23 protein-coding genes and 1 riboswitch are annotated in these 25,531 nt (G+C 72.4%); of the genes, 7 read left to right on the top strand and 16 right to left on the bottom strand.

Annotated features, from left to right (window positions below; all coding sequences use genetic code 11):
• Positions 1 to 7 precede the first annotated feature (7 nt).
• The 3 genes from ACZ55A_RS14905 to ACZ55A_RS14915 all read right to left on the bottom strand — a co-directional run bounded on the left by ACZ55A_RS14905 (position 8) and on the right by ACZ55A_RS14915 (position 2,070).
• Complete coding sequence (locus ACZ55A_RS14905; protein ID WP_468839380.1) at positions 8 to 430, bottom strand: hypothetical protein; 423 nt, start codon at positions 428 to 430, stop codon at positions 8 to 10.
• 10 nt (positions 431 to 440) lie between these two features.
• Complete coding sequence (locus ACZ55A_RS14910; RefSeq protein WP_468839383.1) at positions 441 to 818, bottom strand: cupredoxin domain-containing protein; 378 nt, start codon at positions 816 to 818, stop codon at positions 441 to 443.
• 199 nt (positions 819 to 1,017) lie between these two features.
• The gene (locus ACZ55A_RS14915) at positions 1,018 to 2,070 is read right to left on the bottom strand and encodes an aldo/keto reductase (protein ID WP_468839386.1); all 1,053 of its coding nucleotides are present in this window, start codon (positions 2,068 to 2,070) and stop codon (positions 1,018 to 1,020) included.
• A 124-nt stretch (positions 2,071 to 2,194) separates the two neighbouring features.
• A riboswitch (cobalamin riboswitch) is annotated at positions 2,195 to 2,381 on the top strand.
• Between the two features lie 173 nt (positions 2,382 to 2,554).
• On the opposite strand from ACZ55A_RS14915, the gene metE reads away from it, so the two are divergent.
• On the top strand, positions 2,555 to 4,888 hold the full coding sequence (gene metE / locus ACZ55A_RS14920) for a 5-methyltetrahydropteroyltriglutamate--homocysteine S-methyltransferase (RefSeq protein WP_468839389.1): 2,334 nt from the start codon (positions 2,555 to 2,557) through the stop codon (positions 4,886 to 4,888).
• Between the two features lie 103 nt (positions 4,889 to 4,991).
• On the opposite strand, the gene ACZ55A_RS14925 is transcribed toward metE, so the two are convergent.
• Positions 4,992 to 7,049, bottom strand: a complete 2,058-nt coding sequence (locus ACZ55A_RS14925; RefSeq protein ID WP_468839392.1) for a phosphocholine-specific phospholipase C — start codon at positions 7,047 to 7,049, stop codon at positions 4,992 to 4,994.
• A 232-nt stretch (positions 7,050 to 7,281) separates the two neighbouring features.
• Between ACZ55A_RS14925 and ACZ55A_RS14930 the strand changes: the two genes are divergently transcribed.
• Complete coding sequence (locus ACZ55A_RS14930; protein WP_468839395.1) at positions 7,282 to 8,202, top strand: class I SAM-dependent methyltransferase; 921 nt, start codon at positions 7,282 to 7,284, stop codon at positions 8,200 to 8,202.
• 64 nt (positions 8,203 to 8,266) lie between these two features.
• On the opposite strand, the gene ACZ55A_RS14935 is transcribed toward ACZ55A_RS14930, so the two are convergent.
• From ACZ55A_RS14935 to ACZ55A_RS14975, 9 genes are all read right to left on the bottom strand, one after another.
• Positions 8,267 to 9,559 (bottom strand): MFS transporter, encoded by a 1,293-nt coding sequence (locus tag ACZ55A_RS14935; protein WP_468839400.1) that lies wholly within the window; start codon positions 9,557 to 9,559, stop codon positions 8,267 to 8,269.
• Entirely contained in the window at positions 9,556 to 10,731 is a 1,176-nt protein-coding gene (locus ACZ55A_RS14940) for a PLP-dependent cysteine synthase family protein (RefSeq protein WP_468839403.1), read from the bottom strand. Before ACZ55A_RS14940 ends, ACZ55A_RS14935 begins: the two co-directional genes overlap by 4 nt.
• A 100-nt stretch (positions 10,732 to 10,831) precedes the next feature.
• A complete protein-coding gene (locus ACZ55A_RS14945; protein ID WP_468839405.1) occupies positions 10,832 to 11,260 on the bottom strand; it encodes a hypothetical protein in 429 nt (142 codons plus the stop codon).
• Between the two features lie 111 nt (positions 11,261 to 11,371).
• Positions 11,372 to 11,842: a hypothetical protein gene (locus ACZ55A_RS14950; protein WP_468839408.1), complete on the bottom strand. Its 471-nt coding sequence runs from the start codon at positions 11,840 to 11,842 to the stop codon at positions 11,372 to 11,374.
• Positions 11,843 to 11,973: 131 nt separating this feature from the next.
• A complete protein-coding gene (locus tag ACZ55A_RS14955; protein WP_468839411.1) occupies positions 11,974 to 12,519 on the bottom strand; it encodes an ATP-binding protein in 546 nt (181 codons plus the stop codon).
• A gap of 219 nt (positions 12,520 to 12,738) precedes the next feature.
• On the bottom strand, positions 12,739 to 14,850 hold the full coding sequence (locus ACZ55A_RS14960; protein ID WP_468839414.1) for a xanthine dehydrogenase family protein molybdopterin-binding subunit: 2,112 nt from the start codon (positions 14,848 to 14,850) through the stop codon (positions 12,739 to 12,741).
• A 155-nt stretch (positions 14,851 to 15,005) separates the two neighbouring features.
• Positions 15,006 to 16,055, bottom strand: a complete 1,050-nt coding sequence (locus ACZ55A_RS14965) for an FAD binding domain-containing protein (RefSeq protein WP_468839417.1) — start codon at positions 16,053 to 16,055, stop codon at positions 15,006 to 15,008.
• Positions 16,052 to 16,756, bottom strand: a complete 705-nt coding sequence (locus ACZ55A_RS14970; protein ID WP_468839419.1) for a 2Fe-2S iron-sulfur cluster-binding protein — start codon at positions 16,754 to 16,756, stop codon at positions 16,052 to 16,054. The genes ACZ55A_RS14965 and ACZ55A_RS14970 overlap by 4 nt, the downstream gene beginning before the upstream one ends.
• 759 nt (positions 16,757 to 17,515) lie before the next feature.
• Positions 17,516 to 17,902: a hypothetical protein gene (locus tag ACZ55A_RS14975; RefSeq protein ID WP_468839422.1), complete on the bottom strand. Its 387-nt coding sequence runs from the start codon at positions 17,900 to 17,902 to the stop codon at positions 17,516 to 17,518.
• A gap of 310 nt (positions 17,903 to 18,212) precedes the next feature.
• Between ACZ55A_RS14975 and ACZ55A_RS14980 the strand changes: the two genes are divergently transcribed.
• A complete protein-coding gene (locus ACZ55A_RS14980) occupies positions 18,213 to 19,028 on the top strand; it encodes a lipase family protein (protein ID WP_468839425.1) in 816 nt (271 codons plus the stop codon).
• Here the strand turns inward: ACZ55A_RS14980 and ACZ55A_RS14985 are convergent.
• Entirely contained in the window at positions 19,000 to 19,407 is a 408-nt protein-coding gene (locus ACZ55A_RS14985) for a VOC family protein (protein WP_468839428.1), read from the bottom strand. The genes ACZ55A_RS14980 and ACZ55A_RS14985 overlap by 29 nt on opposite strands.
• A 268-nt stretch (positions 19,408 to 19,675) precedes the next feature.
• On the bottom strand, positions 19,676 to 20,299 hold the full coding sequence (locus ACZ55A_RS14990) for an isochorismatase family protein (protein ID WP_468839431.1): 624 nt from the start codon (positions 20,297 to 20,299) through the stop codon (positions 19,676 to 19,678).
• Between the two features lie 124 nt (positions 20,300 to 20,423).
• On the opposite strand from ACZ55A_RS14990, the gene ACZ55A_RS14995 reads away from it, so the two are divergent.
• The 3 genes from ACZ55A_RS14995 (at position 20,424) to ACZ55A_RS15005 (ending at position 22,724) form a co-directional block, all read left to right on the top strand.
• Entirely contained in the window at positions 20,424 to 20,813 is a 390-nt protein-coding gene (locus ACZ55A_RS14995; protein WP_468839434.1) for a hypothetical protein, read from the top strand.
• 251 nt (positions 20,814 to 21,064) lie between these two features.
• The gene (locus ACZ55A_RS15000) at positions 21,065 to 22,258 is read left to right on the top strand and encodes a serine hydrolase domain-containing protein (protein WP_468839437.1); all 1,194 of its coding nucleotides are present in this window, start codon (positions 21,065 to 21,067) and stop codon (positions 22,256 to 22,258) included.
• A 214-nt stretch (positions 22,259 to 22,472) separates the two neighbouring features.
• Positions 22,473 to 22,724, top strand: a complete 252-nt coding sequence (locus tag ACZ55A_RS15005; RefSeq protein ID WP_468840088.1) for a hypothetical protein — start codon at positions 22,473 to 22,475, stop codon at positions 22,722 to 22,724.
• 25 nt (positions 22,725 to 22,749) lie between these two features.
• Here ACZ55A_RS15005 and ACZ55A_RS15010 read toward each other — a convergent pair whose 3' ends face one another.
• A complete protein-coding gene (locus ACZ55A_RS15010) occupies positions 22,750 to 24,165 on the bottom strand; it encodes a hypothetical protein (RefSeq protein WP_468839439.1) in 1,416 nt (471 codons plus the stop codon).
• Between the two features lie 114 nt (positions 24,166 to 24,279).
• Here ACZ55A_RS15010 and ACZ55A_RS15015 point away from each other — a divergent pair, with 114 nt between their 5' ends.
• On the top strand, positions 24,280 to 25,530 hold the full coding sequence (locus tag ACZ55A_RS15015; RefSeq protein WP_468839442.1) for a molybdopterin-dependent oxidoreductase: 1,251 nt from the start codon (positions 24,280 to 24,282) through the stop codon (positions 25,528 to 25,530).
• The last annotated feature ends 1 nt before the right edge of the window (position 25,531 follow it).

The following is a 25,531-nucleotide window of genomic DNA, read 5'->3' on the forward strand; positions in this document are numbered from 1 at the left end:
GGCCCGCTCATCTGCGGTGCCGGCCCGGCCCCCGGCGACGGGTGAGCAGCAGAAAGGTCGTGGCCACGACGGCGACGGCCTGGCCGAGGACGGTGAGCTTCTTGTCACGGGACAGGCCCGGGTCGTACATGTTTGGCACCGGGCCCAGCCTGCCGACGTCCACATAGGTGTAGATCAGCACGAGCGCCAGCCCGCCGGCCGCCACCAGCCATGCGAACGCATCGGTGGCCGGCCGGCGCACGACCAGCACCAGCAGGGCGGCGAGCGCGGCCAGCGCGGCCTCGACGCGGAAGAGCGTGCCCTGACTGACCGTCGCGGCGACCGCGTCGAAGCGGCCGGCCAGCATCGCGTGCAGATAGGCGACCAGCGCCAGGCCGGCCGCGGCCAGCAGCCGCGCGAGCAGTGTTCCTGGGGTACGGGTCGGCGTCATCGGTGTCACCTCAGCGCACGCTGAGCGAGGCCTTCATGTACGGGTGGATGTCGCAGAGGTAGGGGTAGTTGCCGGGCTTGGCGGGCGCGGTGAAGGTGGCCGTCTTCCCCGGCCCGATGTCGCCGGTGTCGAAGGCCTTGGGGCCGGTGGCGCTCACATCGTGCGCGGTGGAGTCCTCGTTGACGACGGTGACCTTGGCTCCGGGGCGTACGGTCAGGGTGGCCGGCTTGAAGGCGAAGTCCTTGATGACGATGCGCGCGGCCGCGGGAGAGGCACTGCTCGGGCCGGTGGCGCCGGGGCTGTGCGTTGCGGACGGGGCGGGCGAGGGCGTCCGGGTCTTCTCGGGTGTGGTGCCCCCGTTGCCGTCGGAGCAGCCGCCGGCGCCCACGGCGACAAGGACGGCGGTCAGCGCGGCCGGCGCCGTCCGCGCGACGGCCCCTAGAGGGCGGTTCCTCCTGCGGCGGTTCCTCATGGGGCGTCGGTCTCCTTCGGTCCGGTCCCGGGCGGGCCACCCTCCTCACTAGAGCGCAGACGCCGCCACCCGGCCATCCGGGCGGCGGCGTTCGGCGTAACGGGCGCCGGGGCGCTCAGCTGACCCCGCGCGTCGTACGCCGGTAGGTCGAGCGCCGGTCCTCGATGTCGGCCCAGCGGTCGCCGTAGACGCCCTCGACGATGCCCGGCTGCCCCAGGAAGTCGTGCGGGAAGCCCAGCGGTACCTCGCTCGTCCGGTCGAGCCGCACCAGCGCGTCCCCGTCCAGCGCGACCTCGACGGACCCGAGATTGTCGGCGAGCTGGCTCTCCTTGGAAGCGCCGATGATCGGGACGATGTTGCCCGGACGGCTGCGCAGCCACGCCAGCGCCACCTGCGCCGGGCTCCAGCCGCCCTGTTCGGCGATCTCCAGCACCGCGGTGATGGTCTCCTCCTCGTTGTGCTCCCGGGTGCGGGAGGCGGCGGTGTCCAGCCGGCCCGTCTCACCGCGCCGATACTTGCCGGTGAGCTTGCCGGCCGCGAGCGGCGCCCAGGCCAGCACGGCCAGGTCGAAGGCGCGGGCCTGCGGCAGCAGTTCCCGCTCGGGCGTGCGTTCCAGCAGGTTGTAGCGCAGCTGCGAGCCGGCGAACGCGGTCCAGCCGCGCAGTTCGGCCAGGGTGTTGGCCTGTGCGATCTCCCAGGCCGCCCAGTCGGAGACGCCGAGGTAGAGCACCTTGCCCGAGCGGACCAGGTCATCGAGCGCCCGCATGACCTCCTCGACCGGGGTGAAGTGGTCCCGGGCGTGCACCCACAGCACATCGAGGTGGTCGGTGCGCAGCCGCGCCAGGCTCGCCTCCACCGACCGGACCAGACTCTTGCGGTGGTTGCCCGCCGCGTTCACGTCCCCCTGGTGGGTCGCGCAGGTGTACTTGCTGCCCAGGACGAAGCTGTCCCTGCGGCCTTCGAGCCACTTCCCCAGGATCCGCTCGGCGACGCCGTCGGTGTAGTTGTTGGCGGTGTCGATGAAGTTGCCGCCGGCGTCCGCGTAGGCGTCCAGCATCCGCCCGCTGGTCTCCTCGGAGGCGCCCCACCCCTCGCCCCCGAACGTCATGGTCCCCAGGCTCAGCTCGCTGACCCGCAGGCCGGTCCTGCCGAACAGTGTGTAACGCACGGTCGTTCCCCGTTCCCTTCGTCCGCTGGTGGTCCGCACGCTACGAGTTCGACCGCACTCCAACGCAAGGCGCGCGCAATGCGGGTGACCGGCGCGGCGGTAAGCGCCTAGAGTGCGTACCGCGACTGGTTCGCCCTGTCCGCCAGGCAGGCGCGTCGTAAGAGGGAACCCGGTGGGAATCCGGGACTGCCCCGCAGCGGTGTGTGGGAACGACCGCCGTCATACGCACTGGGCCCGGCGGGCCTGGGAAGCGACGGCCAGTAGATGTCCGCCCTTGGTGGACGTGCCCGCGAGTCCGAAGACCTGCCAGTGCCCCCGCGCGACCGGTGCGCGGGGTGATCTCGGTGACCTCGAGGGCGGGTCGGCGGACACGGCAGGCGGTACGGCGGCGCGCATGCGCCCGCGCGGCCGCCCGGTCGGCCATCCCTTCGCGCTCTCCCCCGTCGCCGGGGTCCCAGGAGACACGCTCGCGAAGGAGAGCTCCGTGACCAGCACATCCGCGGCCGCGGCCGTACGGGCCACCGTGCACGGCTACCCCCGGCAGGGGCCGGACCGGGAACTGAAGAAGGCCATCGAGGGCTACTGGAAGGGCCGGGTGAGCGCGGACGCCCTCCGCACCACCGCCGCCGGGCTGCGCCGGAGCACCTGGCAGCAGCTCGCAGCGGCCGGCCTCGACGAGGTACCGACCGGCGACTTCTCGTACTACGACCACGTCCTGGACACCAGCGTGATGGTCGGCGCGATCCCGGCCCGGCACCGGGCCGCGGTGGCCGCCGACCCCCTGGACGGCTACTTTGCGATGGCCCGCGGCACCCAGGAGGTGGCGCCGCTGGAGATGACCAAGTGGTTCGACACCAACTACCACTACCTCGTCCCGGAGTTGGGGCCCGACACGGTCTTCGCCGCGGACCCGTCCAAGCAGGTCGGCGAGGTGACCGAGGCCCTCGGGCTCGGCCTGGCCGCCCGCCCGGTCCTGGTCGGGCCGGTCAGCTACCTGCTGCTGGCCAAGCCCGCGCCCGGTACCGCGCCCGGTTTCCAGCCGCTGACGCTGCTCGACCGGCTGCTGCCGGTCTACGCCGAGGTGCTAGCTGCCCTCCGGGCGGCCGGCGCGGAGTGGGTGCAGCTCGACGAGCCCGCCCTCGTCCAGGACCGCACCCCCGCCGAACTCAACGCCGCCGCCCGCGCCTACCGCGACCTCGGCGCCCTCACCGACCGCCCGAAGCTGCTGGTCGCCTCGTACTTCGACCGGCTGGGCGAGGCGCTGCCGGTGCTGGCCAAGGCGCCCGTCGACGGCCTGGCGCTGGACTTCACCGGCGCCGCGGCCGGCAACCTCGACGATCTGGCGGCGGCCGGCGGACTGCCCGGCAAGCGCCTGATCGCCGGGGTGGTCGACGGCCGCAATGTGTGGCTCAACAACTACGAGCGCTCACTGGCCACTTTGGGCACCCTCCTCGGCCTGGCCGGCCAGGTCGATGTGGCGTCCTCCTGCTCGCTGCTGCACGTCCCGCTGGACGCCGGCGCCGAGCGCGCCATCGATCCGCAGATCGCCCGCTGGCTGGCCTTCGCCCGGCAGAAGACCGCGGAGATCGTCACGCTGGCGCGCGGTCTGGCCCATGGGACGAGCGCCATCGCGGCCGAACTCGCCGCCAACCGCGCCGCCCTGGCCGCCCGCGCCGGCTCACCGCTCACCCATGACCCGGCGGTACGCGCCCGCGCCGCGGCCGTCACCGACGCCGATGGCCGCCGCGACCGGCCGTACGCCGAACGGTCCCCGGCCCAGCGCGCCCGCCTGGGCCTGCCGCTGCTGCCGACCACCACCGTCGGCTCGTTCCCGCAGACCGCCGAAGTGCGCACCGCCCGCGCCGGGCTGCGCGCCGGACGCCTCGATACCGCGGCGTACGAGGAGCGGATCGCGGCCGAGATCCGCGAGGTGATGGCCTTCCAGGAGAAGGCCGGCCTCGATGTGCTGGTGCACGGTGAGGCGGAGCGCAACGACATGGTCCAGTACTTCGCCGAACAGCTCACCGGCTACCTCGCCACCGAGCACGGCTGGGTCCAGTCCTACGGCACCCGCTACGTCCGCCCGCCGGTCCTCGCCGGAGATGTCTCCCGGCCGGAGCCGATGACGGTGCGCTGGTGGACCTACGCCCAGTCGCTCACCGACCGGCCGGTCAAGGGCATGCTGACGGGCCCGGTCACGATGCTCGCCTGGTCCTTCGTCCGCGACGACCAGCCGCTCGCGGACACCGCCCGCCAGATGGCCCTCGCCCTGCGCGACGAGGTGCGCGACCTGGAGGCGGCGGGCAGCGCGGTCATCCAGGTCGACGAGCCGGCGCTGCGCGAGACGCTGCCGCTGCGCGCCGCCGGCCAGGCGCCGTATCTGGCCTGGGCCACCGAGGCGTTCCGCCTCACCACCAGCGGTGTCCGCGCCGACACCCAGATCCACACCCATATGTGCTACGCGGAGTTCGGCGATATCCTCGCGGCCATCGACGACCTGGACGCCGATGTCATCAGCCTGGAGGCCGCCCGCTCCCATATGCAGGTCGCCGGCGAACTCGCCACGGCCGGGTACCCGCGCGAGGTGGGCCCCGGGGTGTACGACATCCACTCGCCGCGCGTACCGCGCACACAAGAGGCAACGGCCCTGCTGCACAACGCACTTGAGGCGATCCCCGCCGAACGGCTGTGGGTCAACCCGGACTGCGGGCTGAAGACCCGCGGCTGGCCCGAGGTGCGTGCGGCGCTGGAGAACCTGGTGGCGGCGGCCCGTGAGGTCCGCGGCGAGGCGCCGCGTCCGGCTCCCCCGGCGCTGTAGCACTGTCCGGCCTGTCCGCCGCGCAGGCCGGAACGGAACGGGCCCCGCTGCCGGTCAGCGGGGCCCGTTCACCGTGCGCCCTTCGGGACGCGTGGCGGGGGTGTCAGCCGGTGAGGAACGCCGGGTCGCTGACGCCGGTCGCGCCGGTCTCCACGTGCCCCGCGAGGCGCCGCAGGAACGTACGGTCGGTGTCGGACACCACGGTCAGGTCGTACCAGCGCTTGCCGGCCCGCAGGTCCACGGTGTGCTCGCAGGTGGCGCCGGCCCGCACCTTGAACGTCTGCTTGGTGCCGTCGTAGGCGTTGGTGACCGTGAGGTTGCAGTCGGTCTTGCCGGCGTTCTTCAAGGTCAGCTTGAGGTTGCCGGTGCCCTTGTCGTGGCGGGCCGTCACCTCGGGTCCTGCGGTCTTGCCGGGGCCCTGGAAGACGCGCAGGAAGCCGTTCGGGCCGAAGACCGACAGGTCGTAGGCGTCCTTGGAGTAGGCCGTGTTCCAGGTGTCGGAGATCTTCTTGCCGGCCTCCGTGGTGTAGGTCCAGGGCCCGTCGGTGCGGTTGCCCGACCGGACGTGGAAGCAGGCGCCGGCCGCGGCACCCCCGCTGAAGGTCAGGGTGAACTTGCCGGCCGCCGGGTCGGCGGAGCCGTCCACCAGCGGGGCGTACGGCAGCGGCCGGGTACGGCGCGAGCCGGACTCCTGCTTGGGCAGGGCCGGGTTGGCGGGCGCCTTGGGGACGTAGTCGGGGTGCCGCTCGTGGTCCTTCGGCTGGTAGCCGTCGGTGCCCGGGAGCGACGCGGGGTCGCTGTCCTTGCCGCTGAAGTCGAAGGCCGAGGTCAGGTCACCGCAGACGGCACGCCGCCAGGGCGAGATGTTGGGCTCCTTCACACCGAACCGCCGCTCCATGAACCGGATGATCGACGTGTGGTCGAAGACCTCCGAGTTCACGAAGCCGCCGGTGCTCCACGGCGAGACGACGAGCATCGGTACGCGCATGCCCAGGCCGTAGTGCCCGGCGGCGTACTTCGCGTCGCCCTTGTAGTAGTCCAGGGCGGTGTCCACGGTGGACAGGCCCTGCGAGGCGGAGGACGGCACGTACGGCGGGACGATGTGGTCGAAGTAGCCGTCGTTCTCGTCGTAGGTGATGAACAGGGCGGTCTTGCTCCACACCTCGGGGTTGGAGGTCAGCGCGTCCAGGACCTGCGAGATGTACCAGGCGCCGTAGTTCACCGGCCAGTTGGGGTGCTCGGTGAACGCCTCGGGGGCGGCGACCCAGGAGACCTTCGGCAGCTTGCCGGCCTTGACGTCGGCCTTCAGGAGGTCGAAGTAGCCGTCGCCCGCCTTGGCGTTGGTGCCGGTGCGCGCCTTGTCGTAGAGCGGGTCGCCGGGCTTGGCGTCGCGGTACTGGTTGAAGAAGAGCAGCGAGTTGTCGCCGTAGTTGCCGCGGTAGGCGTCCTCGATCCAGCCCCACTTGCCGTTCGCGTCGAGGCCGTCGCCGATGTCCTGGTAGACCTTCCAGGAGACGCCGGCCTTCTCCAGGCGCTCGGCGTACGTGGTCCAGCCGTACCCCTTCTCCTCGTTGCCGAGGACGGGGCCCCCGCCCGTTCCGTCGTTGCCCACGCAGCCGGTCAGCATGTAGTAGCGGTTCGGGTCCGTGGCACCGATGAACGAACAGTGGTAGCTGTCGCAGAGGGTGAACGAGTCCGCGAGGGCGTAGTGGAACGGGATGTCCTTGCGCGTGAGGTACGCCATCGTCCGCTCGGACTTGGCGGGCACCCACTGGTCGTAGGCGCCGTTGTTGAAGGCCTTGTGGCCGCCGGCCCAGTCGTGGTCGAGGCCGGCGATGAACTGCATGCCGAGGTCCTCGGCGTCCGGGTGGAAGGGCAGCACCTCCTTGCCGCCGTCGGCCTGGTGCCAGACCGGCTTGCCGCTGGGAAGCGTCACCGGGCGCGGGTCACCGAAACCGCGGACGCCCTTCATCGTGCCGAAGTAATGATCGAAGGAGCGGTTCTCCTGCATCAGGATCACGACGTGCTCAACGTCGTTGATCGAGCCGGAGGTCCGCTTGGCGGGGATGGCTGCGGCACGGGCGATGCTGCCGGAGAGCGCCGAAACGCCCGCCGTGGCACCGGCTATCTGGAGGAATCGACGCCGATTGAGTTCAGGCATAAGTCTGGGAACCTCTTCGAATGTGGGGGAGTTCGCGATATTGGGGGACGGTGTTGTGTGGTCGTGTCACGACCTGTGAGAAGACAACGGCCAGCAGAGTGTTCCAAGAGGAACGAGTGCCAGGGAAGGGGGGGTGTCGCAGATGTGACAAATCGCGGTACGAGCAACGAACTCCCTGGTCGGAGCGGCCGTATGAGACCAGGGGGCGAACAATTCGGGCAAGGAGCACGTGATGGGGCGAGACAACGGTCAGGGCGCCGGCTCACGGGACGGAGCGGTGCCTGAAGAAGCCGTCGCGGCGGGCAACACCGCGCAGGCGGAGGCCTGGAACGGCGAGGAAGGGGAGTACTGGACCAAGGAGCGGGAGCGCCAGGAGCGGAGGTACGGCCGCCTCACCCCGCATCTGCTGGCGGCGGCCGGGCTGCGGGCCGACAGCCGGGTGCTGGACATCGGGTGCGGCACCGGCGGCACGTCCCTGGCGGCGGGCCGGATCGCGACCGAGGGTGCGGTGCTCGGCGTCGATCTGTCCGGGCAGATGCTGGACGCGGCCCGCGGGCAGGCCGCCGCGGCCGGACTGCGGCATGTGACCTTCGAGCAGGCCGACGCGCAGGTCCACGGCTTCGAGCGGGGCGCCTTCGACAGCGCGATCAGCCGCTTCGGGGTGATGTTCTTCGCGGATCCGGAGGCGGCGTTCGCCAATATCGCCGGCGCCCTGCGCCCCGGTGGCCGGCTGGCGTTCCTGTGCTGGCGCGGCCTGCGGGAGAACGACTATCTGGCCGTGCCGTTCAGCGCCGTCGCCCCGTACGTACAGCTGCCGGACCTCGGCGCGCCGGGTGATGCGGGCCCGTTCTCGCTCGAGGATCCCGACCGGATCAGGGCGCTGCTGGCCGGCGCCGGCCTGGAGGAGATCGAGGTCCGCGCCCTCGACGAGCCGCTGTGGATGGCGTCCGAACCGGACGAGGTGGTGGCCACGCTGCTGGACATGCCGATGGGCCGGGCGATGTTCGCCGAGACCGGCCCGGAGGCGCGGGCCGAGGCGCTGGCCGCGCTGCGCGAGACCCTGGCCGGACACCAGGGTCCTGACGGGGTCCTGCTGGGCAGTGCGGCGTGGCTGGTGACGGCACGGCGCGGGAAGTCGGACCAAGCTGGTTGAGGTGTCGGCGGGTTGGACGGTGGCCGCCCCGCCCGTCACCGGAGCGGGGCGGCCACCTGGTCGGTCAGCCCGTGACCACCTCCAGCCCGCCCGCCCGGGTCAGCCGGCCCGTGCGGTGCAGTGCGTACAGCGCGGCGCCGCAGGCCAGCCCCAGCGTCAGCAGGACGAGCCAGGGCAGCGTGGGCAGACCGGCCGCCCGGGAGGCGTCCAGCGCAGCGCCGGTGAGCAGGTTTCCGAGGGTGATGCCGATACCGCAGATGGTGTTGTAGAGCCCGTAGTGGGTGGCGACCAGGCGGTCACCGCAGAGCCGGACGATGGTGTCCATCTCGAACGGGTAGGTGATCATCGTGCCGAGGGCGAGCAGCAGTGCGCTCAGCGCGGGCGGGACGACCGCGAGCACCCAGCGTCCGGGGCCCTCGGCCGGCACCGGCAGCGCGCCGGCCGCCAGCAGCGGCAGAAAGGCCAGCCCCATGGTCAGCAGGCCCCAGGCGAGCGCGCGTCCGGCCGGCATCCGGGCCTTGCACCAGCGGGTGATCCGGGTCTGGGCCAGGATCGTGCTCAGCCCGGACACCGCGAACAGCGCCGCCACCGCCGCCGTACCGAACTGCCCCTCGCCGCCCAGGCGCCGTACCTCCAGCGGCAGCGCCAGATAGACCTGGAACGAGAGCACATACGAGCCGATCATGGCGCCGGAGAACAGCAGGAACGGCCGGTTGGCGAGCACCCCGCGCCACTGCGACAGCACACCGGCCCGCCGGCCGGGGCCGCCGGTCGCGGCGCCGTCCGCGTGGGCCGGCAGTGCGCGGATCTGCACCAGGCTCAGCAGCGCGAAGAGGCCGGCCGACACCAGGCAGGTGAGCCGGAAGCCGACGCCGGTCAGCACCATGCCCACCAGCGGGCCGAGCAGGATCCCCGCCTGGTAGAAGACGTTGAACAGCGCGAACGCCTCCAGCCTGCGCTCCCCCGCCGCGGCCGCCAGATACGCCCGCACCGCCGGGTTGAACAGCGCCCCGGCCAGCCCGGTGGCCGCGGACGCCGCCAGCAGTGCGGGCAGCGAGTCCACCAGCCCGAGCGTGGCGAAGCCCGCCGTACGCAGCACACATCCGGCGACGATCAGCGGCTTGTAGCCGAACCGGTCGGCCAGTGTGCCGCCGACCAGGAACATCCCCTGCTGGCTGAAGTTGCGCACCCCCAGCACCAGTCCGACCAGCCAGCCGGCCAGGCCGAGCGTCCCGGAAAGGTGTGCGGCGAGGTACGGCATCAGCATGTAGAAGCCGAGGTTGATGGTGAACTGATTGGCCATCAGCAGCTGGACGCTGCGCTCATAGGAACGCACCTGGGTGATCAGGCCTTTCACCGGGCCACCTCCGGTGCGGAGCCCGCGGCGGTCCCGGTCCGGGCGGCGAGCGGGTCGACGACGTCGGCGCAGCGGCTCCAGGAGGTCACCTCCCGCTCTCCCAGGCGGCTCAGCGTCTGGGGCGCGTCCGCCGGCGGGGCGTCGAGCAGCCCGTGGGCGGCGCAGTACTCGTCGTCGTACACCGTGCTGAGATAGCGCTGCGGCCCGTCCGGGAAGACCGCCGCGATACGGGTGCCGGGCGGCTGGGTCCGGCTCAGCCAGCCGGCGACCAGTGCGACCGCGCCGACGCTCCAGCCGCCGGTGGCGTAGTGCGAGGACGCCAGCCGGCGGCAGGTCCACACCGCTTCGCCCGGTGCGACCCAGTGCACCTCGCTGAACTGGTCGTAGGCGACATTGCGCGGATAGATGCTGGAGCCCAGCCCGCGCATCAGCCGGGGCCGGGCGGGCTGTCCGAAGATGGTCGAGCCGATGGTGTCGACGCCGACCAGCCGCAGCTCCGGGTAGAGCTGGCGCAGCACCCGGGAGACGCCGGAGGAGTGCCCGCCGGTGCCGACGCTGCACACGAGGACGTCGATATGGCCCAGCTGGGCGGCGAGCTCCAGGGCCAGCGGCAGATAGGCGGTGGTGTTGTCGGGGTTGTTGTACTGGTCGGGGCACCACGATCCGGGGTGTTCGGCGAGGAGTTGGGCGACCCGGTCGCGGCGGGCCTGCTGCCAGCCACCGGTGGGATGCGGCTCGGCCACCAGCTCGACCTGGGCGCCGTAGGCGGTCAGCAGCCGGGTCATCGACGGCTCCAGACCGGGGTCGGTGACCAGGCTCACGGGGTGGCCGTGGACCATCCCGGCGAGTGCCAGACCGAGGCCGAGGGTGCCGCTGGTGGATTCGATGATCCGGGCGCCGGGCCGCAACTCGCCGCGGGCCCGGGCACGTTCGACCATGTGGAGACCGGGCCGGTCCTTGATGCCGCCCGGGTTACGGCCTTCGAGCTTGGCCCAGAAGCCGCGCCCGGGCGGGGTGAGCGGTGCGGAGATGTGCAGTACGGGGGTGTTGCCGACCAGGCCGGGGATGCCGGAGGAGGACCCCCGGTTTCCGGGCACGGGAACCGGGCCCGTGATCGGGGACCCCGGGATGCCGGAGGGTCCAGGGCCGGCGGCGGTGGGAACAGCGTGCATGAGGTGCTCTCGTTCCGTGTGTGGAGGGCTGCGGACGCATCTCCCGCGTCGGCCCCGGGCGCGCAGCGGCGCCGCGGGGCCCGGACGCGGCCGTCGCCTCCTATCTCCGGCACCTGCACAGGGCGGCGAGGGTCGCCCGGCCGCTGCGTGCGCGCCCTTGGGGCGCGGATGCTCTGCGTACGGCCGCCTGTTGGACGGCCGTCCCGACCACCGCTCCCCCGGTGAACGCGGGCGCGCCTTGCTCGGTGTCCCCGGTCGGCCGTCCCTGCGGGAGGTGGCCGGTCGAACCGGGTGCGCACACCGAGGTGGAGTGCCCGTCGTCCGGACCGTCGGCCCTGGCGGCCATGGGGGCGGGCTGCGGTGACGAGGTCGCCACCGGGACGGCCGGGTGGTGATGCCCGTCGGCGCCGTCGGAACACGGCAGGAATCCCGACAGCAGGCCGACGAGCAGCAGCAACGGCAGCGTCAGACGGGCTGCCGGGCGGAGCTCCGGGCAGCGGGGACGGCGGTAGGGGGTGCGGGCAGGCACGGGTCCTCCGTGCGGCCGCCGCCGCGGCGTCCCGGCAGGGCGTGCACGGGCGCGGGCGGGCAGCCGGAATCAGCACGAAACCAGCGGGGGTGATCCGGAGTTGGCCGGAATCTAGACCTGCTGGACCGTGGAGCCCGTGGCGCTGTGCAGGGGTGGCAGGGCGGTGGCACCGGCGTCCGCGGAGGCGCCGCTGCGGGCCGCGGCGGGCGCCTGACCAGGGGCGCCCGCGAGGGGCCGGGCGCACGGCGTCGGCACCGCGGCGCTCTGTTGCGGTGCGGCCGAGACGCACAGTTCGTGGGAGTGCTGCCCGGGGTGGTCGGAGTGACCGGGGTGACCGGCGTGACCGCGGTGTGCGGAGCGACCGCTGTCCTCGGGCGCGAGCCAGGTGTCTGCCGCCTCTGCGGCGGCGGCCGATGGCACGGCAGCCGGTACGGCGCTCATCAGATGACCCTCGGCGCTCTCCGCCCGCGCGCCGTGCCCGATCAGCACGCCGAGCAGCAACGCGACCAGCCACAGCAACCGCAACGGAACCGTTGAACCGCGGTTCCGCAGCCTGCCGTTGACCGATCGAGCCGTTGCCATACCGGGATGGTAACCGCGGCGGGCCACGGTCGCGGGAATCCCGTTGCCCGGCAGACGCATATCAGCCGGTCGGCGAGGCGCGGGAGCGGACGGGGTGAGCGTCGGCGCCTCGCCGCGAGAGTGACGCTACGTCAGGCCGCCGACACCGCAGGCGACGGGGCCGTGACCGGTTCGTCGGCGGTCCCGGGCGCCGGATCGACCAGCGGCTCGACGGGTACGGTCGGCGGGACCACCGGCTGCCCCTTCGCGTCGGGCACGCTGCGCAGCGGGGTACGGCTGGTCAGCGGGGTCTTACGGGTCGCCTCGACCCGTCGGGTGAACCAGATGACCTTGCCCTCCGGGGTGCCACAGGTGCCCCAACTGTCACTCAGCGCCGCGACCCTGGAGAGTCCGCCACCGCCGGCGCTCGACAGCTTCGGCAGCCGCGGCCCCTCGTCGGCGACGGAGGCCGTGAGATGACGGCCGGACCAGCGGAGTTCGACGACACAGCGGGCCTCCGGGCCGATATGACGATGGACGTTGGTCAGGAGTTCCGCCACTCCCCGGCATACGGGCTCGATATGGAGCTCAAGGTCCCAGTACCGCAGATGCGCGGCGAGGATCCGCCGGATCTGCGGTACGCGCTCCGCCGAAGCATGCAGTTCGACCGTGTAGTGCCGGTCGCTGGGAAGTGTCATGTCGTGGCTCCTCACCGCGAGGCTCACGCCCTTCACCTCGTTGGACCAACGAACCCCGAACACGAAGAGTGAGCATTTATCACGTATGGGTCATATGTCATGGTGACCCGGATGCCGGGGATCCGCAACTGATCTTGGGCTGGCGGAATCCCGCGCGCTCGCGTGATCCCGTTGCGTCACCTGCGTGATCCTTTCGCCTCCCACGCATGATCCTCTGCGTCACAGGTGCGGCAGGACCTTGTCCGGGGTGAGCGGAAGGTCGCGCAGCCGGACGCCGGTGGCGTGCCGTACGGCGTTGCCGATGGCCGCCGCGGTGCCGACGATGCCGATCTCCCCGATGCCCTTGCTGCCCATCGGGTTGAGGTGCGGATCCTCCTCGTCCAGCCAGTACGCCTCGATCACCGGAACGTCGGCGCAGGCCGGCACATGGTAGGAGGCCAGATCGCACTCCGCGAAGTCCCCGAAGGCCGGGTCGAGTTCGCTGCCCTCCGTCAGTGCCATCCCCAGTCCCATCGTCATCCCGCCGATGAACTGCGACCGTGCCGTACGGGCGTTGAGGATCCGGCCCACCGCGTAGACGCCCATCAGGCGCCGCACCCTGACCTCTCCGGTAACGGAGTCGACCTGCACCTCGGCGAAGTTGGCACCGAAGGAGTGCCGCGCGTACGGGGACTCCTCGGCCGCCTCCTGGCGGGTGTCGGCGGTGACCGTGAAGCCCTCGGCGGGCAGCGGCCCTACGTGGTCCCGCAGCCGCGCCCGCAGCCCCGTACACGCCTTGTGGACCGCCCAGCCCCAGGACGCGCTGCCCGCCGAGCCGCCGGCCAGCATCGCGGGCGGCAGATCGCTGCTGCCGATCTCGACCACCACCCGGTCCTCCGGCACGCCAAGCGACGCGGCGGCGATCTGCGCGAGAACGGTGCGCGCGCCGGTGCCGATGTCGGTGGCGTTGATGCGGATACGGAAGCTGCCGTCGGCGGCGGCGTGCGCCTCGGCCTCGGAGGCGGCGATCAGGACCGGGTAGGTGGCCGCGGCGACGCCGGTACCCAGCAGCAGATCGCCCTCGCGCCGTACGGCCGGCCGCGGATCCCTCGGCTGCCAGCCGAAGCGCTCGGCGCCCTCCCGCAGACAGCCCACCAGGTGCCGGCTGCTGAAGGCGCGGTCACTGTCCGGCTCGGTGTCCGGTTCATTGCGCATCCGCAGTTCGACGGGGTCGATGTCCAGGAGGACGGCGAGTTCGTCGACGGCCGACTCCAGGGCGTACATCCCCGGGGCCTCGCCCGGCGCGCGCATCCACGAGGGGGTCGGCACATCGAGCGGGACGACCCGGTGCGCGGTGCGGCTGTTGGGCGAGGTGTACATGGTGCGCGCGGGGACGGCGGCCTGCTCCACGAACTCGTTGACGGTGGAGGTGTGGGTGGCCACCTCGTGCGCGAGGGCCGTGATGACGCCGTCCTTGCCGGCCCCGATGCGGACCCGCTGGATGGTCGGCGCGCGGTGCCCGACGACCGCGGGCATCTCCCGTCGCCACAGGGAGATTTTGACCGGCCGCCCGGTGTGCCGGGCGGCCATCGCGGCCAGCACCACCTGCGGGCGCGGCGTCCCCTTGGAACCGAAGCCGCCACCGACGTGCTCGGAGACGACGGTGACCTCGCTCTTCTGCAACTTGAACAGCGCGGCAAGGTCCTCGCACGCCTTCGTGGCGCCCTGGCTGGCGTCATGAACGGTGAGATGCCCGTCGCTCCACCAGGCGGTGGAGGCGTGCGGTTCCATGGGGTGGTTGTGCAGCGGCGGCACGGTGTAGGTGGCGTCGACAGTGACCTCGGCGTCGGCGAACGCCGTTGCGAAGTCGCCGCGTTCACGGACCGCCGGATAGCCGCCGTTGACCGTCTCCGGCTCGTACAGGCGCGGATGGCCGTCCCACAGCCGTACGTCGTGCTCCTCCGACTCGTAGGTGACGCGCACCGCCTCGGCAGCGGCACGGGCGGCTTCGAGGCTGTCGGCGACGGCGAGCGCCACATACCAGCCGCGGTGCGGCACCCGGTCCTCCTGGAGCACCGACAGCGTCGGATCGTCGGTGGCCGCGAGCCGGGGCGCGTTCTCATGCGTCAGCACCGCACACACACCCGGCAGCGCGAGCGCCGCCGCGCTGTCCACGGCGACGACCCGGCCACGGGCCACGGTCGCCGGCACCGGCCAGCCGTAGGCACAGCCCGGAGGGGTGTGTTCGGCCGCGTAACGGGCGGCGCCGGTGACCTTCTCCCGGCCTTCCCGCCGGACGAGTGGCGCGCCTACGGGGTACGGGGGTGGGCCTTGCGGGAATTGCGGGTTCATGGGGCGAGTCCTCGGGGTGGGATCGGTCGGGCGGGGAGGGGGACGGGGCGGGGACCTGACGGGGGCGGGACCGTCGCCGGCATGCGGCGCCACGCCGGGCAGCGCCGCAACACCGCGCTCATGCGTCCGAAGCGGCCGGCATCGTGCAGAGCCCGTCAGCGGCGCACGGCGGGATCCGCAGGACCTTCGGGACCCGCAGGACCTTCGGGATCCGACCGGTCCGTCAGCCCGGCCAGATCCGCCAGCACGGCGATGGCGAGGTTGCGGGCCAGCGGAACCTTGAACCCGTTGTCGCGCAGCGGCCGGGCGGCGGCGAGTTCGGCCTCGGCGGCACGGGCGAAGGTGAGCTCGGTGGCGGGCGCCCCCTGGAGCACCTCCTCGGCCGCACGGGCGCGCCACGGCCGGTGCGCGAGCCCGCCGAACGCCAGCGCGGCCCGCCGTACGACACCGTCCCGTACGTCCAGTACGGCGCCGACGGAGACCAGCGCGAAGGCGAAAGAGGCGCGGTCCCGGGCCTTCCGGTAGCGCGAGCGCCCACCGGGGTCCGCGGGCGGCAGCTGAACGGCGGTGATCAGTTCGCCGGGCCGGATCACCGTGTCCTGCTCCGGGTGGTCGTCCGGCAGCCGGTGGAAGTCGGTCGCCGGCACACTGCGTTCACCGTCGGGGCCGTGCAGGTGAACGGTGGCGTCGAGGGCGGCCAGCGCGACCGCCATGTCCGACGGCTGGGTGGCGACACAGTGCTCGGAGTGGCCCAGGACGGCGAGATCCCGGTGCACGCCGTCACGGGCCGGACAGCCGGTGCCCGGGGCGCGCTTGTTACAAGGCTTGGAGACGTCCTGAAAATACAGGCAGCGGGTGCGCTGCAACAGATTCCCGCCGGTGGTCGCGGTGTTGCGCAACTGCCCGGAGGCACCGGCCAGCAGCGCCTGCGACAGCACGGGGTAGCGGGTGCGGACGGGGACGGACGCGGCGAGCTCGCTGTTGCGGACCATCGCCCCGATCCGCACTCCCCCGTCCGGCAGCTCTTCGATACGGTCCAGCGGCAGCCGGGTGACATCGATGAGCAGCCGCGGCGTCTCCACGCCCAGCTTCATCAGGTCGACGAGGTTGGTACCCCCGCCGAGGAACCGCGCCCCCGGCTCGCCGTCGGCGGCCCGTACGGCCTCCTCGACGCTCCCCGCGCGTACGTATCCGAACGGCTTCACGAGGCCACCCCCTGGCCCGCGGAGCGCCCGGCCGGCTGACCAGCGGCCTGACCTCCGGTGCTGACGTCGCCGACCGCTTCGACGATCCGGGGATACGCGCCGCAGCGGCACAGGTTGCCGCTCATCCGCTCACGGATCTCGTCGTGGGTGAGCTCCACCGGGGCTCGCGGGGGCGCGGGGTCCGGGGTGCGCGCCGGGTCCGGGACGAGCACGGCTTCCGGGGAGCGCGCGGTGTCCTGACCAAGGGGGGTGATCGGGGTGAGCGGGGTGACGTGCGAGGGAAAGCCGTCGGCCGCCTCTGCCAGCACCCCGACGGCCGAACAGAGCTGGCCCGGGGTGCAGTAACCGCACTGAAGGGCATCCCTCTCCAGGAAGGCCTCTTGCAGGGGGTGCAGCCGCTCCCCTTGGGCCAGCCCCTCGACGGTGGTGATCTGCCGACCTTCCTGTGCCACGGCCAGCAACAGACAGCTGTTGGCGCGCCGCCCGTCGACGAGCACCGTGCAGGCGCCACACTGACCGTGGTCGCAGCCCTTCTTGGCACCGGTGAGACCAAGGTGCTCACGGAGCACGTCCAGGAGCGTCGTCCGGTGGTCCAGAGTCAGCGCCTCCGGTTTCCCGTTGATGTGCAGCACCAGCTCGGAGTGCTGCTCGACCACCGGCCGAGCGCCATCGGCGTCCGCCGGCTGATTGGTGGGCTCCACTCGCTCATACCTTTCCGAGGCGGTTTGTGCGTGTCTGTATCTTCCTGCGGCTTTGACTTACGCGCCGGTTGGGGACTTCCGCGGGGGTGGTTGGCGGGTGGGGCGGTGGGTGAGTGAGTGAGTGAGTCGGTGGGTGGGTGGGTCCGTCGGTGGGTGGGTCAGTCGGGGGGTGGGTCGGCGGGTGGGTGAGTCGGTCCGTCGGTGGGTGGTCAGTCGGTGGGTGGGTCGGTGGGTTGGTTGGCGGGGGCGTGGGGCGGATTGTGCGGCGGGGTATCACGGGGGGCCTCTCGCGGCTGCGCCTTGGCCCGCCGTATGCCTGCTTCGCCTTCCCGCCGCCCACCTCCTTTTTGTTTTTTCCCCGCCGCCCACCCCCCTTCGGGGGGTGGGCGGGTGCAGTGACGAGGGGGCCCACCCTGAGGGGTGGGGGTGGAGGCGGAGGCGGAGGTGGGGGCGGAGGCGGAGGTGGGGGCGGGGCAGGACAGGAGGGCCGGGAGGGGCGGGAGGAGACCAGGAGGACTCGGCGGGGCGGGGACCTGGCGCCGGGACCTGGCGCGGGGCAGGACGGGGCCTCGCCCCCTCGTCCTCGCCCTTGGGCTGACCCTGGCGCCGGGTGCCCGAGTCCGGGCCCTGACCCGGCCCCTGGCCCCAATACCCAGCCCCGGTCGCGGGCCCGTGCCAGGGTTCTCGTCACTGGCCCTGCTTCCAGCCGACCCTGGTCCGTGACCCCCGCCCCTGACACGGCTTCTGTCTCGGGCTCCCTTAGCGGGATTCCAGGCGGAGTTCGACCTCCTTCTCCTGGTCGCCGGCGGCCATGCCGAGGATGCGCACCGCGAACGCCGGCTCCAGGCCCTTGCACAGCTGGTCGACCGCCCAGTAGCCGCCCTGGAGGCTGACCATGACGGGCGCGGTCAGCCGCCGGGGCTCGGCCTTGCCCTTGATCTCGCTCACGTCGAAGGTCGAGGTCCACACGGTGGCCCCTGGCCCCTCCATCTCCTCGGGCACATCGTCGGGGGCCCGGTCGGAGGTGAAGGAGGTGCGCAGCGCGCTGAAGACGGCGTGCGCGTCCTGGGCCGCGCAGCTCTCCAGCTCCACCACCACCTCGGCCGATACATGTTCCGCGTGTGATGCCTGTTGCGCGCTGTTCACTGTGGGGCCTTCCTCTTGGGCCGTCCTCGGGCCGTGCTCCGGCTGCCGAACGTTTCCAGGCTCGCCCGACGGCCCGGTGTCTGCGACCCGAGGCTCGAACGAGTGGTTTAAACGGGCGCAGCCTTGCGGCGCGACAGAGAGTCGTTACGCTGAGTAGTCAGAGCGAGCGCTCCGTAATCGATTGTGAACGCGTACCCACCGGCGTCGTGATCATGCTCCCGGAGGCGCCTCGCTCGCCAACCGCAGTACCGCCGGAGTGCGACCGCGACCACCGGCGACCGAAGACCGACGACCGCTTGGGGAGACCACGTTGACCAGCGCCGCAATCGATCAGCAGACCACGAGCTACAGCGTTCGCCATGCACTGTGCATGGCTCGCGCCGCCGAACTCGCCTACAAGGACGAGAAGACCATCGAGGCCACCGCCCATGACTGGGGCTTCGACCGGGTGCGCCACCACCACACCACATTCCGTCCGCCGTTCCCACTGGAGGACACCCAGGCGTACACCCTCGCCGGTCAGCACATGATCATCACTGCCTTTCGGGGAACGGAGCCGGCGAATCTGCGTGACTGGCTGTCCGACGCCACGACCCCACCCCGGCCGGGGCCGGCCGGCAAGGGATACGTCCACTACGGCTTCGGCGAGGCGCTGGACAGCATCTGGCCGCAGGTGCGCGCCGCCATCGACGAGTTCGGGGACAACGGCCAGACCGTGTGGTTCACCGGCCACAGCCTCGGCGGCGCACTGGCGATGCTCGCCGGCGCCCGGCTCCATTTCGAAGAGCCGTATGTGACCGCCACCGGCGTCTACACCTTCGGCCAGCCGCGTACCTGCGACCGGCTGCTGTCGCAGGCGTTCAACACGGCCTTCACCGACCGCATGTACCGCTTCGTCAACAACAACGACATCGTGCCGCAGCTCCCTCCGGAGCCGTTCCACCATGTCTCCGCAGTGCGCTACATCGATTCACAGGGCACGCTCCACACCACCATGCCGGTGATCACCGGCATGGTGGACCGCGCGAAGGGCTTCACCGCCGACCTGCTCGCACCCGCCTCCGACGGCGTCCGCGACCACTTCATGCACGCCTACATCAACGCATTGGAGAGGAACCAGAACTGACCGGCTGGGTGAGGTTGACCGCATTGCCGTCGGGGTCCTGGATGTGGGCCACCCGCTGGCCCCAGGGCATGTCGTTGGCCGGGCCGCGCACCTTGCCACCGAGGGGTGCGACCCTGTCGAGGAGACGGTCCACGTCCTCGACGGCGAAGCTGAGCAGGATGCGCGTCGGGGTGCCGGTCTCGACGTCCTTGTCCGCCACGAGACCCAGCTCCGAGCCGCCGAGCCGCAGCCCTACGAAGAATGCCGGCCCCTCTTCGGGCACTCGGGTGAACTCCTCGGCGCCGAGCAGACCTCGGTAGAAGGCCTGGAGACGGCCGACATCAGGGGTGACGACGATGGGCTGGATGGCGGCGGGGGCCGAGGGGGTGGTGTCAGACATGGCGTCCTCCGGATGTGGGGCCGACGGGCTGTAGGGCCAGCGTGAGCCTGGGGGGCAGGCCAACGGTTGTCGGCCTACGGGGTCGGTGAGGTAGACCGCGTGGGAGCCGCGGATTCATCGGTCGGGGTGGGGAGCCGATTCATCGATCGCGAGGGGGGGGAGCGGGGAGGGGCGGGGGCGAGGGGGTGGAGGGCGAGGGGGTGGAGGGCTAGGGGGTGGAGGGCTAGGGGGTGGAGGGCTAGGGGGTGGAGGGCTAGGGGGCGGAGGGCTAGGGGGCGGAGGGGGGAACGGCGGAGTGGCGGGGGTGGGCTGCGGTGGCGTGGTTGGGGTGGGGAGTGGCGGAGGTGAAGGGGACATCGGTGGCGTGGGCGATGATCTCGACCTCGTCGCCCAGGGCCCATTCGGCGGCGCGGGAGGACATGGCGGCCGGGACGACCTCGCTGATGCCGGGGGCCGCGGGGATGTCGTAAGTGGCGTGTGCGTCGTGCGGCAGGACGACACGGAAGCCACGGTCCAGGGCGGTGCGGGCGGTCGCGGCGACGCACATCTCGGAGAGCACTCCGCACAGGGCCAGTGACCGGACACCGGCCTCGGCGAGGAGGACGCCCAGCGGAGTCTCTTCGAAGCCGTCGTCCATGGTCTTGCGGACGACGACCTCGCGCGGCCCCGGCTCGACGGGCAGGTGCAGTTCCCAGCCGGGGGTGTGGGGTTCGTCGACGGTTCCGGGCTCGCCGTCGTTCTGCAAATGGACGACGAGGGCACCGGCGGTGCGGGCCCGGGCGAGCAGATCACGGCTGCGGTCGAGCACTCGTGCCGCGTCGGGCACGGCCCCGTCGCCGGAGACGAAGGCCGATTGGAGGTCGACGAGGATCAGGGCCTCGACGACGGCCACCGTCTCGGCCCCGGCGGCGAGGTGACTCTTGGCGGCAGTCTCGGCTGTCGGAGTCGCGGGCGGCGTGCCCGTAGTCCCCGTAGTCTCGGGAGCTGCCGTGGCCCTCGTAGCCCCGGGAGCTGCCGTGCCCGTCGTAACCCCGGGAGCTGCCGTGGTCGTCGCGGTCACCGTGCCCGCCACGGTCGTCGCCGTCACCGTGCCCGCCGTAGTCGTCGCCGTCACCGCGCTCGCCCTATTCGTCGCCGTCACCGCGCTCGCCGTAATCGCCTCACCCGCCATAGTCGTCGCAGTCCCCTCACTCGCCATGGTCGTCGCAGTCGTCGTGCCCGCCATAGCCGTCGTGCCCGCCGTCGCCGTAACCGTCGCCGTCGTCGTAGGTGTCGTAGGCGTCGCAGTCGTCGCAGGCGTCGCAGGCGTCATGCTCACCGTGGTCGCCGCAGTCGTCGTGGTCATGGGAACCATCGTGCGCGCCCCCGCAACCACGCCCGCCCCGGCCCCCGCACCCCGGCCCTAGCCCCGGCCCTACAGCGCCCACACACACCCACGCACCCCGTACCCACACCCGCCACACCCACCCCGCACCCACACCCGCCGCACCCACCCCCTGACCGTCCGTCCTCGCCCCCGGTCGGACACGCCGCGCTGAGCCGTCCGGGCTCATATGGTTGCCAGGGGCATCGACCCGGGCGGATTATCCGGTGAGGACGCCGTACGCGCGTACGACGTACGGGACGACCGCACAGGGACGATGCGAGGAGAGCCACCGTGGGACCAGCCACCGTCAGCGGCCACTGCGCACCGGGCTTTGCGGGCGTACGGGAGGCGTTCGAGCGGAACTTCAGTGAGCACGGTGATGTCGGCGCGGCCGTCAGCGTGACCGTGGACGGCGAGGCGGTGGTCGACCTGTGGGGCGGGCACGTGGATGCGGACCGCAGCCGGGGCTGGGATCGTGACACGCTCGTCAATGTCTACTCGACGTCCAAGGGGATGACCGCGCTGTGTGCCCATCTCCTGGTGGACCGGGGTGAGTTGGACCTCGATGCACCGGTCGCGCGCTACTGGCCGGAGTTCGCCCAGGCCGGCAAGCGGGACATACCGGTGCGCTGGCTGCTCAGCCATCGTGCCGGACTGATTGCGCCCCGGGAGCCGCTGCCGGCCGGGTGCGCCTACGACTGGGACGCGGTCTGCGCCGTGCTGGCGGCCACCGAGCCGTGGTGGGAGCCGGGCACCGCACAGGGCTACCACGCGGTGACCTTCGGCTACCTCGTCGGCGAGGTCGTACGGCGGATCACCGGGCAGTCCCTGGGGGCGTTCCTGCGCAGCGAGATCACCGGGCCGCTGGGTGCCCGGGTGTTCATCGGGACGCCCGTCGAGGAGCATGCGGCCTGCGCGGACATGGTCGGGCAGCTGGACGAGGCGCGGCTCGCCGAGCAGTTCCCCGGTGCGCCGAAGCCGCCGTTCCGGTCGATCGCCGATCATCCGCTGGCCGTGCTGATGCTGGCGCTGACGTCCATCCCCACCGGCGACGTCAACAGCGCCGCCTACCGTACGGCCGAGATCCCGGCGGGCAATGCACACGCCTCCGCGCACGGACTGGCGACGGTGTACGGCGCGCTGGCGGGCGGCCGGCTCGTCGGGGCGGCCACCCTGGAGGCGATGCGGCGGTCCCAGAGCCTGCCCGGCGAGCCGGATCTGACCATCGACGCGCTCGCCCCGGGGGGCGTCTCCCTGCGCTGGGGCCTTGGCTACATGCTCAACCACCGGGGGCAGGCGGGGCCCAACCCGCGGGCCTTCGGGCATGGCGGGGCGGGCGGCTCGTACGCCTTCGCGGACCCGGAGAACCGGCTGTCGTACGCGTACACCATGAACAAGTACGGCGGAGGCACGACCGGCGACGATCCGCGCAACGGCGGGCTGGTCACGGCGGTGTACGAGGCGCTGGAACAGGCCCGGCGCTGACCCCGGAGCTGACCCCGGTGCAGGCCCCGGCACTGCCCCCGGCGCTGACCTTGGTACTGGCCCCGGTACTGCCCCCGGCGCTGGGCGACGTCCGGTCCTCGCCTGCCGCGAAATCTGCACCCGCGCTTGCGTTTGCCCGGCGCAATAATGGGAGGTGCGGTATGCATCCGGCCCGGTGGGCACGCGGCGGGGCCGGGGAGAGGGCGTGGTGACCATGGAACGGGACACCGAGACGGTTCACGAGGCGTATGCGTTCGTCTGTCTGCACTGCGGACACGGATGGGAGGAGGAGTACGAGATCCGGCACACCACGGACCTGGGCGGCCATCGGCGCGCCAACTACTTCACCCACGGTGTCCGGGTCCCCTCCCCGCTGACCCGTGCAGACTGCCCGTCCTGCAACCGTGGCCCGATCCGGATCCTGCGCCCCGGGCGGGTGAAGTCGGCCCATACGTACCTGCCCTGACGCCCCGAACCCTTGCCGGGCGCCCTCACCACCCGGTGTAGAGCAGGTGGTTGACGAGCAGCGCCAGTGCGGCCTGCGCCGCCAGCCAGTGGCGGTGGCGGGCCGCGGGCAGCAGGGCGCAGGCTGCCGGCAGCCAGACGGCGAAGGGCAGCCAGATGCGTTCGGTCTCGGCCTTGCTCATCCCGGAGAGGTCGGCGAGCAGCAGGGCGAGCAGCGCGGACAGGACGAGGACGGTCAGCCGGCCGGCGGGGGTGCGGACCGGGCCGGCGGTGGGACGCAGCTGCCGTAGGGCGGCGGGGGCCGCCGCGAGGGTGTGGCGCAGCCCGGCGACCGTGGCCAGGCCGGTGATCAGCACGGTGCAGGCGAGATTGCCCCAGACCCAGTACGCGTACGGGCGGACCCCCGCGGCGCCCTGGTAGTAGCGCTCGACCAGCAGCCGGTAGCCCTCCCACCAGTTGAATCCGGCGAGGGTGAAGGCGGCGGCGACCGCTGCCGCCCCGGTCGCCAGGAGGGGCAGCGGGCGGGCGTTCCTGGTGAGCAGCAGCATCGCCGCGGCGATCACCGCGATCAGGGTGAGGCCGTAGGAGAGGTAGCAGGTCAGGCCGAGGAGGAGGCCGGCGGCCAGGGCGGTGGCCGTGGGGTGCCGAGTGCGACGGGTGGCGGCGAGGGCGAGCAGGGCGAGGGCCCAGGCGGCGACCGCGGCGAAGTAGCCGTCGGCCGAGGTGCCGACCCACACGGCGGCCGGGGCCAGGACGAGGAACGGGGCGGCCCGGCGGGCGATGCGCTCATCGGTGAGGGCCCGTAGCGTGATGAGGACGGCGGCCACGGCGGAGGTGCCGGCGGTGAGGCACCAGACGCCGGCCCAGGCGCCGCCGCCCAGGCCGAGGCGGTCCAGGCCGACGAAGGTGAGCACCGCGGCCGGGGGGTGTCCGGCGACATGGGCGGGCCAGGGGTCCGGCGCGTTGTTGAGGATGTGGTGGGTGAAGTCGCGCAGTGTCGGGCCGAGCGCGTCGAAGCGGCGGATGACGGTCAGGTACTCGTACTCGGTGGTGAGGCGGCGGGCGATACCGGTCTGCCAGCCGTCGATCAGGGCGAGCGACCAGGTCCAGGCCAGGGTGGCGGCCCAGGCGGTGAGGACCAGTGCACGCCAGGGCAGCCGGGCCGCGAGCGGTGGTCCGTAGGCGAGGACGAGGCCGGCGACCGCGAGGGCGGCGGGGGTGCCGGGCCCCAGATGCGGGAACCATGAGGCGTACAGCGGCGGCCAGTTGACGCGCAGGCTGCCGCTGGCGTGCTCGATGACGGTGCCGATGACCGCGGCAGCCGCGACGAGCAGCGCGCCGGCCGCGGCGGCCAGCAGATCGGCGCGGCGCACCGCGCGGTCCTCGGGCGGCGCGGGCGTGTGCGCACCGGCGGGTGCGTCGGAGGTCGGTCGCGAGGTCACACCGGCACGCTAGGGGGCCGGACGGGCGGTACGGCGCCGCCGATCCGCTGACGTCAGACTTTCGTCATCGGTCGTAGCCCCCTCGGCGCACCGGATGCGGCATACCGTCGCGGCATGAATGCCCGTCACCTCACTCCCCCGACCTCGCCGTCGTTCTGGCGCAGCCCGCTGCGCGGTCCCCGGCTGACCGCGGTGCTCGGCGTGGTCCTGCTGGCCGGCATCACGCTGCTGTTCGTCACCGGCCTGCTGTCGTACGCCGCGTACAACCCGGATCTGGCCGGTGGCGTCAACGACAAGACGCCCGGCAAGGGGCTGCTCGGCTTCTATCTGTTCAGCTGGCCGACCGGACCGTACTGGCTCTACCGGGTCACGCAGGGTCTGCATGTCACCGTCGGCCTGGCGCTGGTGCCGATTCTGCTGGCGAAGCTGTGGTCGGTGATCCCGAAGCTGTTCACCCTGCCGCCGGCCCGGTCGGTCGGGCATGCGCTGGAGCGGGTCTCGTTGCTGTTGCTGGTCGGCGGGGCGCTCTTCGAGTTCGTCACCGGCATCCTGAACATCCAGCTGGAGTACGTCTTCCCGGGCTCGTTCTATCCGCTGCATTTCTACGGTGCCTGGGTGTTCATCGGCGCGTTCGTCGCCCATGTGGTGCTGCGGGTGCCGCGGGCCGTACGGGCGCTGCGGGAGCGGGCGGATCCGGTGGCGGAGGCCGATGACACCGGGCTGGTCGCCGCCCGTCCTGCCGCGCCGACGGTGACCCGGCGGGGTGCGCTGTTGCTGGTCGGCGCCGGATCGCTGCTGCTGGTCGCGACGAGTGCCGGGCAGAGCATCGGCGGGTGGTGGCGGCGTACCGCCGTGCTGGCGCCGCACGGTGGCCGCGATCCGGGCACCGGGCCGAACGGCTTCCAGATCAACAAGTCGGCCGCGGCCGTCGGGATCCGGACCCGGGACACCGGCGACGACTGGCGGCTGACGGTCGAGGGTGGCGGGCGCCGGGTGCGGCTCGGTCGCGCCGAGCTGCTGCGACTGCCGCAGCACACCTCGGCGCTGCCGATCGCCTGTGTGGAGGGCTGGTCGACGGACGATCAGCAGTGGGGCGGGGTACGGCTGCGGGACCTGGCGGCGCTGGTGGGGTTCGGGGACCGGCCGCCCGGTGTGCTGGTGGAGTCGTTGCAGCTGCACGGCGCGTTCCGGCGGGCCGCGCTGCGCGACAACCAGGTGCGCGATCCGCGGTCGTTGCTGGCGCTGCGGGTGGGCGGTGCGGAGCTGTCGCTGGACCACGGCTATCCGGCGCGGATCATCGTCCCCGGGGCGCCCGGGGTGCTCAACACCAAGTGGGTTGTGCGGCTGACGTTCGGGGAGTGGTGAG

The sequence above is a fragment of the Streptomyces sp. NPDC034111 genome, assembly GCF_055575375.1.

What these genes read in the sequence shown, in the direction of transcription:
- ACZ55A_RS14905 (WP_468839380.1), bottom strand. Translation starts at nt 430, where the DNA reads ATGACGCCGACCCGTACCCCAGGAACACTGCTCGCGCGGCTGCTGGCC.
- ACZ55A_RS14925 (WP_468839392.1), bottom strand. Translation starts at nt 7,049, where the DNA reads ATGCCTGAACTCAATCGGCGTCGATTCCTCCAGATAGCCGGTGCCACG.
- ACZ55A_RS14930 (WP_468839395.1), top strand. Translation starts at nt 7,282, where the DNA reads ATGGGGCGAGACAACGGTCAGGGCGCCGGCTCACGGGACGGAGCGGTG.
- ACZ55A_RS14940 (WP_468839403.1), bottom strand. Translation starts at nt 10,731, where the DNA reads ATGCACGCTGTTCCCACCGCCGCCGGCCCTGGACCCTCCGGCATCCCG.
- ACZ55A_RS14950 (WP_468839408.1), bottom strand. Translation starts at nt 11,842, where the DNA reads ATGGCAACGGCTCGATCGGTCAACGGCAGGCTGCGGAACCGCGGTTCA.
- ACZ55A_RS14955 (WP_468839411.1), bottom strand. Translation starts at nt 12,519, where the DNA reads ATGACACTTCCCAGCGACCGGCACTACACGGTCGAACTGCATGCTTCG.
- ACZ55A_RS14960 (WP_468839414.1), bottom strand. Translation starts at nt 14,850, where the DNA reads ATGAACCCGCAATTCCCGCAAGGCCCACCCCCGTACCCCGTAGGCGCG.
- ACZ55A_RS14985 (WP_468839428.1), bottom strand. Translation starts at nt 19,407, where the DNA reads ATGTCTGACACCACCCCCTCGGCCCCCGCCGCCATCCAGCCCATCGTC.
- ACZ55A_RS15005 (WP_468840088.1), top strand. Translation starts at nt 22,473, where the DNA reads ATGGAACGGGACACCGAGACGGTTCACGAGGCGTATGCGTTCGTCTGT.
- ACZ55A_RS15015 (WP_468839442.1), top strand. Translation starts at nt 24,280, where the DNA reads ATGAATGCCCGTCACCTCACTCCCCCGACCTCGCCGTCGTTCTGGCGC.